The following is a 6,661-nucleotide window of genomic DNA, read 5'->3' as shown; positions in this document are numbered from 1 at the left end:
GCCAGCGACAGGTCGCGCTGGGTCAGCATCGCCTTGGTCGCCGCAATCTTGATCTTGCCAGGGCGGGGATGGCGGTGATAGTCCAGCGCGGCCTGCTTGAAATCTTCTTGTTCTGGCATCGAGGCGATCATCGGGGGCGGGTGAACGCTCGATTCTACCCTTGTCGTTCATGCTTTCCCCGGGTTCGCGCCCTAAAGTGCCGCCCACGTCGCGCACGCCGGAAGCAGCCGCAACCGCCGGGCACGGCGGGCCGGACGCGGCGCGCGCGCAAGTAGCGCATAGCCGCCAGTTATGGGGTACGAGCATCTTTTCAGTACCGGTGCCCGGCCGGGCTGACCATGATGGAGGCGCATCGCGATCCGGCTTGTCGCGGCGTCCGGTGGCCGCACGCGCGGACCGCGCATCCTCGATGCCCCTCCCCCCGCGCAGTTCGACGCGTGCGGCCACCCTCCTCTGTCGCGAGAAGCCCATGCCCCGTATACGCCGACTCCGGTACTGCCTGTGGATCGCGCTGGCGCTGGCCCCCGCGGCGGCCGGCGCGCAGGACCGGCCCGCCGACCTGGCCATCGTCGGCGGCCTGCTCCACGACGGAGGCGAGCACGACCGCGCCCGGGTGCGCGATCTGGTGATCGGCGAGGGCCGGGTGCTGGCGGTGGGCCCGGATGCGGCGCGCGGCTACCGCGCCGCGCGCACGATCGACGCCCGCGGCCTGGCGGTGGCGCCCGGCTTCATCGACCCGCATACCCACCCGGACCGCTACATCCGCGCGGACGACCCGCTGCAGCGGCGCAACCTGCCCTGGCTGTTCCAGGGCGTGACCACGCTGGCCATCGGCGTGGACGGCGGCGGCGCGGTGGACATCGCGCGCCAGCGCGCGTGGTTCGCCGAGCACGGCGTGGGCACCCACCTGGTGCCCTACGTGGGCCTGGGTCCGGTGCGCCGCGCGGTGCTGGGCGAGAGCGCGCGCGCGCCCGACGCCGTGGAACTGGCGCGGATGGAGGCGCTGGTGGCGCAGGCGATGTGCGAGGGCGCGTTCGGCCTGTCCACCGGCCTGTTCTATGCGCCGCAGAGCTTCGCCGGCACCGGCGAGGTGGTGGCATTGGCGCGGCAGGCGGCACGGCGCGGCGGCCTGTACGACACCCACCAGCGCGACGAGTCCTCCTACGGCATCGGCCTGCTGGCCTCCACCGCCGAGGCCATCGAGATCGGCCGGCGCGCCGGCCTGCCGATGCACTTCGCGCATCTCAAGGCGCTGGGCGCGGACGTGCACGGCCAGGCCGGCGCGCTGGTGCGGATGATCGAGGACGCGCGCGCCCAGGGCCTGCGCGTGACCGCCGACCAGTACCCGTGGCTGGCCTCGGGCACGCGCCTGTCCGCGGCGCTGCTGCCGCGCTGGGCCGAGGACGGCGGCCGCCCGGCCCTGCTGCGGCGCCTGCGCGATCCCCTGCAGTCGGCGCGCATCGCCACGGAGATGCGCGACAACCTGCGCCGGCGCGGCGGTGCCGAGGCGCTGCTGCTCACCTCCGCCGGCCAGCCCTGGACCGGCCGCACCCTGGCGCAGATGGCCGCGTACTGGCGGGTGGACGCGGTGGAGGCGGCGCTGCGGATCGTGCGCGGCGACGGCCTGCCCGGCAGCCGCCCGGCCGAGGCGGTGGCCTCCTTCAACATGGACGAGGACGACCTGCGCCTGCTGATGGCCCGGCCGTGGATGGCCACCAGTTCCGACGGCAGCGATGGTCATCCGCGCCAGTACGCCAGTTTCCCGGAGAAGTACGCGCGCTACGTGCGCGGCCAGGGCGTACTGGACCTGGACGCCTTCATCCATCGCTCCACCGGCCTGACCGCGTCCATCCTCGGCCTGCGGGACCGGGGCCGGCTGGTGCCCGGCGCCTGGGCCGACGTGGTGGTGTTCGACCCGGACGCCTACGCGCCGGCCGCCGACTACCTGGCCCCGCGCGTACTGTCCCGCGGGGTGCGCACGCTGCTGGTGGATGGCGTGCCGGCCATCGACGACGGCCAGGCCACCGCGGCGCTGGCCGGCCGCATGCTGCGGCACCGGCCGCCCGAGGGCGCCTGCCCATGAACCTTCGTCACGACCCGAACCGAGGTGAGTCCCGATGATCCAGTTGGATGCCGTCCAAACCGTGGCCTTCGGCGGGCTGGCGCTCTTCGCCGGTTATGCGCTGTGCCGGACGATACCGGTGCTGAGCCGCTACAACCTGCCCGAACCGGTGATCGGCGGCCTGCTGGTGGCGCTGGCCGCCTGGTGGGCGCACGGCCGCGGGACCACGCTGTTCGAACTGGACACCTCGCTGCAGGCGCCGCTGATGATCGCCTTCTTCACCACCATGGGGGTCAACGCCAGCCTGGGGCTGCTCAAGATCAGCGGCCGCCAGGTGGTGCTGTTCCTGGCGCTGGCCAGCGGCTTCGCGGTGGTCCAGAACCTGGTGGGCATCGCCGTGGCCGGGATGTTCGGGCTGCATCCGATGTTCGGCGTGCTGGCCGGTTCGGCCACGCTCACCGGCGGGCCGGCCACCGGCCTGGCCTTCGCCCCGCTGTTCGAGGCCGCCGGCCTGCAGGGCGCCGAGTCCATCGCGGTCACCGCGGCCATGGCCGGCATCGTCTGCGGCGGCGTGGTCGGCGGCCCGGCGATCACCGTGCTGATGCGCCGCTTCAAGGTGGTCAACCCGAACCCGGGCGGCGCCGCGCCCACCCCGGTGGCCGACGCGGCCAGCGGCAACGCGGTGCATCCGGAGACCGACGCGGTGCGCGAGTTCAACGCGCTCAAGGCGATCGTGCTGATCCTGCTGGCGATGTGGGCCGGTTCCTGGCTGGGCAAGGGCTTCGATGCGCTCGGCCTGACCCTGCCGGCCTACATCGGCGCGATGCTGGTGGGCGCGCTGATCCGCAACCTGGACGACGCCAGCGGCTGGATCGGCCTGCCGGTGCATACGGTGGAACTGATCGGCAACGTCTGCCTGGCCCTGTTCCTGGCGGTGGCGCTGATGAACCTGCGGCTGTGGGAACTGGCCGGCATGGGTCTGCCGCTTCTGGTCAACCTGGCGGTACAGGTGACGCTGGTGGTGCTGTTCGCGGTGCCGGTGTTCTGGCTGATGGGCCGCGACTACGACGCGGCGGTGATGGGCGGCGGCTTCATCGGCTTCATGCTCGGCACCACCGCCAACGCGATGGCGGTGATGCGCACCCTGGTGCAGCGCTACGGCATGGCCCCGCGCGCATTCCTGGTGGCGCCGCTGGTGGGCGCGTTCTTCATCGACTTCACCAACGCGCTGATCATCACCGGCTTCATCAACTTCTGGTGACGAGCATGCCTTCTCCGGCGCACGCATCCCTCGGCCGCTGCCCGCCGCAAACCCTCCACCCCTTCCACGAGGAACTCCCATGAGCGTACGGATCCTGCTGCTGTCGGCACTGGCGTTCGGCGGCACCGCCCTGGCCGCGGAGCCGCCGCCCGGCGACCCGCTCGCCGCGCTGGTGAAGGACCCCCTGCACTCGGTCGCGCCCGGCTGCGTCATCGGCGTGTTCGACGACGGCCGCCCGCAGGCGATCGCCGCCAGCGGGTTCGCCGACATCGCCGCGCGGCGGCGGCTGGACGCGGACACGGTGTTCTACGCCGCCTCGATCTCCAAGCAGTTCACGGTCCTGGCCGTGGCGCAGTTGGCGCAGGCGGGCGCGCTGTCGCTGGACGACGAAGTGCGCCTGCACCTCCCCGAGTTGCCGGCCTGGGCCGACGGCATCACGGTGTCGATGCTCTTCCACCACACCTCCGGCGTGCGCGACTGGATCACGCTGATGCGGATGGCGGGCATGGACCCGGCCGCGCCGGGCGCCAAGCAGGAGGCATTGCGCCTGCTGGCCCTGCAGCAGCGCACCGATTTCGCCCCCGGGACGGCGCTCGCATACTCCAACGGCGGTTACCTGCTGCTGGCCGAGATCGTCGAGCGGGTTTCCGGCAAGCCCTTCGCCGGCTATGCCGCCGAGCGCATCCTCGCCCCCCTGGGGATGCGCGACAGCTATTTCCTGGACGGCGCGGACCCGGCCGGCGACAACCTCGCGCACGGCTACGCTCCCGTCGGGGACGGGTTCGAAATCCGCGACGGCTACCCGCGCTTCGGCGGGTCGGGCGGGCTGATGCTCAGCATGAACGACCTGGCGCGCTACGAGTACGACATCGCGCATGGCCACCGGGTCTGGACCCCCGCCATCCGCCGGATCATGTTGCAGCCGGGCGCGCTGGCCGATGGCTCGCCGGCGCTGTACGGGGCCGACGCCATGCCCTACGCCGGCGGCCTTGCCGTGGGGCCGCGCAAGGGCCGCGGGTTCGTGCAGCACACCGGCAGTGCCGAGGGGTTCCGCCATGTCTACGCGCGGCTGCCGGACGACGGGCTGAGCGTGGCCGTGCTGTGTAACCGGGCCGACTGGGTGACGCAGGACAAGCTGGATGCGGTGATCGAACACCTCCGGCCGGGCTTGCTGACGGTTCCCGACGCCCGGGCGGTGAGCGGCATCTATCGCTCGCCGGAGCTGCCCGCGCGCTACGTGCTCCAGGCCGAGGGCGACGACCTCCGGCTGGAGATCGTGGCGGACCGGTCGCCCGCGGCCGGCACCCGCCAGCTATTGCGCCGCGCTGCCGAAGGCGGCTTCGGCAACGCCTCGTTGACCCTGCTGGCCGACCCGGACGGGCGCGGCATCACGGTGCGCGCGGGACGCACCTCGGCCATCCACTTCGAGCGCGTGGCCGAGTAGCCGGGGCCGCGCCGCCCCACGGTCATTCCGCCACGGCGCCGGCCCCCGGCCGGCGCGGGTCGGCGGCGCCCTCCACGCCCTGCGCGCCAAGCATCAGGGTCTGGGTGCTGCCGATGGTCTCGCCCGGCACCACGCGGTGGCCCAGCCCTTCCAGCAGGCGCACGGTGTCCGGGCTCAGGCCGCGCTCCACGCGCAGTTCGCCGCCGCGCATCTCCTGGTGGATGCGCGGCGCGTGGGTGGCCTCGGCGATGTTCATGCCGAAGTCGACCACATTCACGATCATCTGCATCACCGTGCCGGGAATGGTGTTGCCGCCGGGGCTGCCGGTGGCCATCCACAGCGCGCCGTCGCGGAGCAGCAGGGTGGGCGACATGCTCGACACCGGGCGGCGCCCGGGCAGCAGCGCGTTGGCCGGCGCCGGTTCGCCCGCGCGCGCGGCCTCGGCCTGCGCCTCGATCGAGAAGTTGCCGACCAGGTTGCCGAGCAGGAAGCCGGTCCCCTCGATCATCACCCCCGCGCCGAAGTCCGAGCCCAGCGTGTAGGTGGCGCTGACCGCGTTGCCGTCGGTGTCGACGACCGAGAAGTGGGTGGTCTGCGGGCTTTCGTGCGGCCACGGGTCGCCGGGCGGGGCCTGCGGCGCGGGCCGCGCCCGCGTGGGCGAGATCAGCTTCGCGCGTTCCGCAGCGTACGCCTTGGAGACCACGCCGGCGGTGGGCAGCGTGGCGAAATCGGGATCGCCGGCGTAGCGGCCGCGATCGGCCCAGGCCAGCTTGATCGCCTCGGCCATCGCGTGCAGGGCCGCGGCCGAACCCGCCCCCTGCGCGCGCAGGTCGGTGTGTTCGAGGATGTTGAGCATCTCCAGGATGCTGGCGCCGCCGCCGCTGGACGGCGGCATGGTGGCCACCTCCACGCCGCGGTAGGTGGTGCGCAGCGCCGCGCGCTCGATCGCCCGGTACCCGGCCAGGTCGGCGCGGGTGATCAGGCCGCCGTGGCGCGCCATGCCGGCGGCCAGGCGCTCGGCGATCCGGCCGCGGTAGAAGGCGTCCTCGCCGTGCTCGGCGATCTGCCGCAGCGACCAGGCCAGGTCCGGCTGCAGCAATCGCTCGCCGGCGCGCAGGGCGCTGCCGTCGGCATGCAGGAACACCGCCGCGCCGGGGCCGCTGAGCGACAGCCGCTGCCTGCCCCAGTCCAGCGCGAAGGCCTCGTCGTGGCTGAGCACGATGCCTTCGGCCGCCAGCGCGATCGCCGGCTGCAGCAGGTCGGCCCAGGGCAGCCTGCCGTGCTTGCGGTGGGCCAGTGCGAGCCCGGCGACGGTGCCCGGCACTCCGGCGGCGAGATATCCGGCCTTGTCGCCGGCCACCTTGCCCTGTGCGTCCAGGTAGCGCTCCAGCGTGGCCGCCGCCGGCGCGGTCGAGCGGAAGTCGATGGCCCGCGTGCGCCGCTCGCCGGCGGTGTGGATGAGCATGTAGCCGTCGCCGCCGATGTTGCCGGCGCGCGGCAGGGTCACCGCCATGGCGAAGGCGGTGGCGACCGCCGCGTCCACGGCATTGCCGCCCGCGCGCAGGATCCGCGCGCCGGCGGCGCTGGCCGCCTCGCTCTGGCTGACCACCATGCCGCGCTCGGCGCGCACTGGCTTCTCGATCGCGGCGTAGTTGAGCAGTTCGCGCGGCGCGGGCGGGACGGGCGCATGCGGGTGCGCCGCCCCCGCGTCGGGCAGCGGCGCCGCCAGCACCGCGGCCAGCGCGGCGAAGGCGGTCCAGCGCAGGCGCCTGCCCGTACGTTCGTGTCCCATGGGATGCTCCTTGTCACGAGGATGCCGGCGAGGGGCGCATGCCTTCGCCGGACGAGGAAGGGCGTGGCCACCAGGTGGCCACGCCCTCGCCTTCCGCCAAGC

The 6,661-nt window shown here is 73.5% G+C and carries 4 protein-coding genes; 3 read left to right on the top strand and 1 reads right to left on the bottom strand.

Features of this window, described 5'->3' with window-relative positions:
• Positions 1 to 469: 469 nt before the first annotated feature.
• The 3 genes from HNR76_RS14320 to HNR76_RS14310 all read left to right on the top strand — a co-directional run bounded on the left by HNR76_RS14320 (position 470) and on the right by HNR76_RS14310 (position 4,767).
• The gene (locus tag HNR76_RS14320; protein ID WP_162312131.1) at positions 470 to 2,083 is read left to right on the top strand and encodes an N-acyl-D-amino-acid deacylase family protein; all 1,614 of its coding nucleotides are present in this window, start codon (positions 470 to 472) and stop codon (positions 2,081 to 2,083) included.
• Between the two features lie 34 nt (positions 2,084 to 2,117).
• A complete protein-coding gene (gene gltS, locus HNR76_RS14315; protein ID WP_162312130.1) occupies positions 2,118 to 3,323 on the top strand; it encodes a sodium/glutamate symporter in 1,206 nt (401 codons plus the stop codon).
• A 79-nt stretch (positions 3,324 to 3,402) separates the two neighbouring features.
• The gene (locus tag HNR76_RS14310; RefSeq protein ID WP_162312129.1) at positions 3,403 to 4,767 is read left to right on the top strand and encodes a serine hydrolase domain-containing protein; all 1,365 of its coding nucleotides are present in this window, start codon (positions 3,403 to 3,405) and stop codon (positions 4,765 to 4,767) included.
• Positions 4,768 to 4,789: 22 nt separating this feature from the next.
• On the opposite strand, the gene ggt is transcribed toward HNR76_RS14310, so the two are convergent.
• Positions 4,790 to 6,559 carry a gamma-glutamyltransferase gene (gene ggt, locus HNR76_RS14305; RefSeq protein ID WP_162312128.1) on the bottom strand — a complete coding sequence of 590 codons (1,770 nt, stop codon included), beginning with the start codon at positions 6,557 to 6,559 and terminating at the stop codon, positions 4,790 to 4,792.
• Positions 6,560 to 6,661 lie beyond the last annotated feature (102 nt).

Origin of the sequence: Pseudoxanthomonas broegbernensis (assembly GCF_014202435.1) — a bacterium.
In the GTDB taxonomy this organism is placed as follows: domain Bacteria; phylum Pseudomonadota; class Gammaproteobacteria; order Xanthomonadales; family Xanthomonadaceae; genus Pseudoxanthomonas; species Pseudoxanthomonas broegbernensis.
The sequence above is the reverse complement of the archived record's forward strand: the minus strand, read 5'-3'. Positions and strand labels throughout refer to the sequence as shown.

Bases quoted from the DNA above. Each gene is read 5' to 3' on its own strand.
- HNR76_RS14320 (WP_162312131.1), top strand. From the start codon at position 470: ATGCCCCGTATACGCCGACTCCGGTACTGCCTGTGGATCGCGCTGGCG.
- gltS (WP_162312130.1), top strand. From the start codon at position 2,118: ATGATCCAGTTGGATGCCGTCCAAACCGTGGCCTTCGGCGGGCTGGCG.
- HNR76_RS14310 (WP_162312129.1), top strand. From the start codon at position 3,403: ATGAGCGTACGGATCCTGCTGCTGTCGGCACTGGCGTTCGGCGGCACC.
- ggt (WP_162312128.1), bottom strand. From the start codon at position 6,559: ATGGGACACGAACGTACGGGCAGGCGCCTGCGCTGGACCGCCTTCGCC.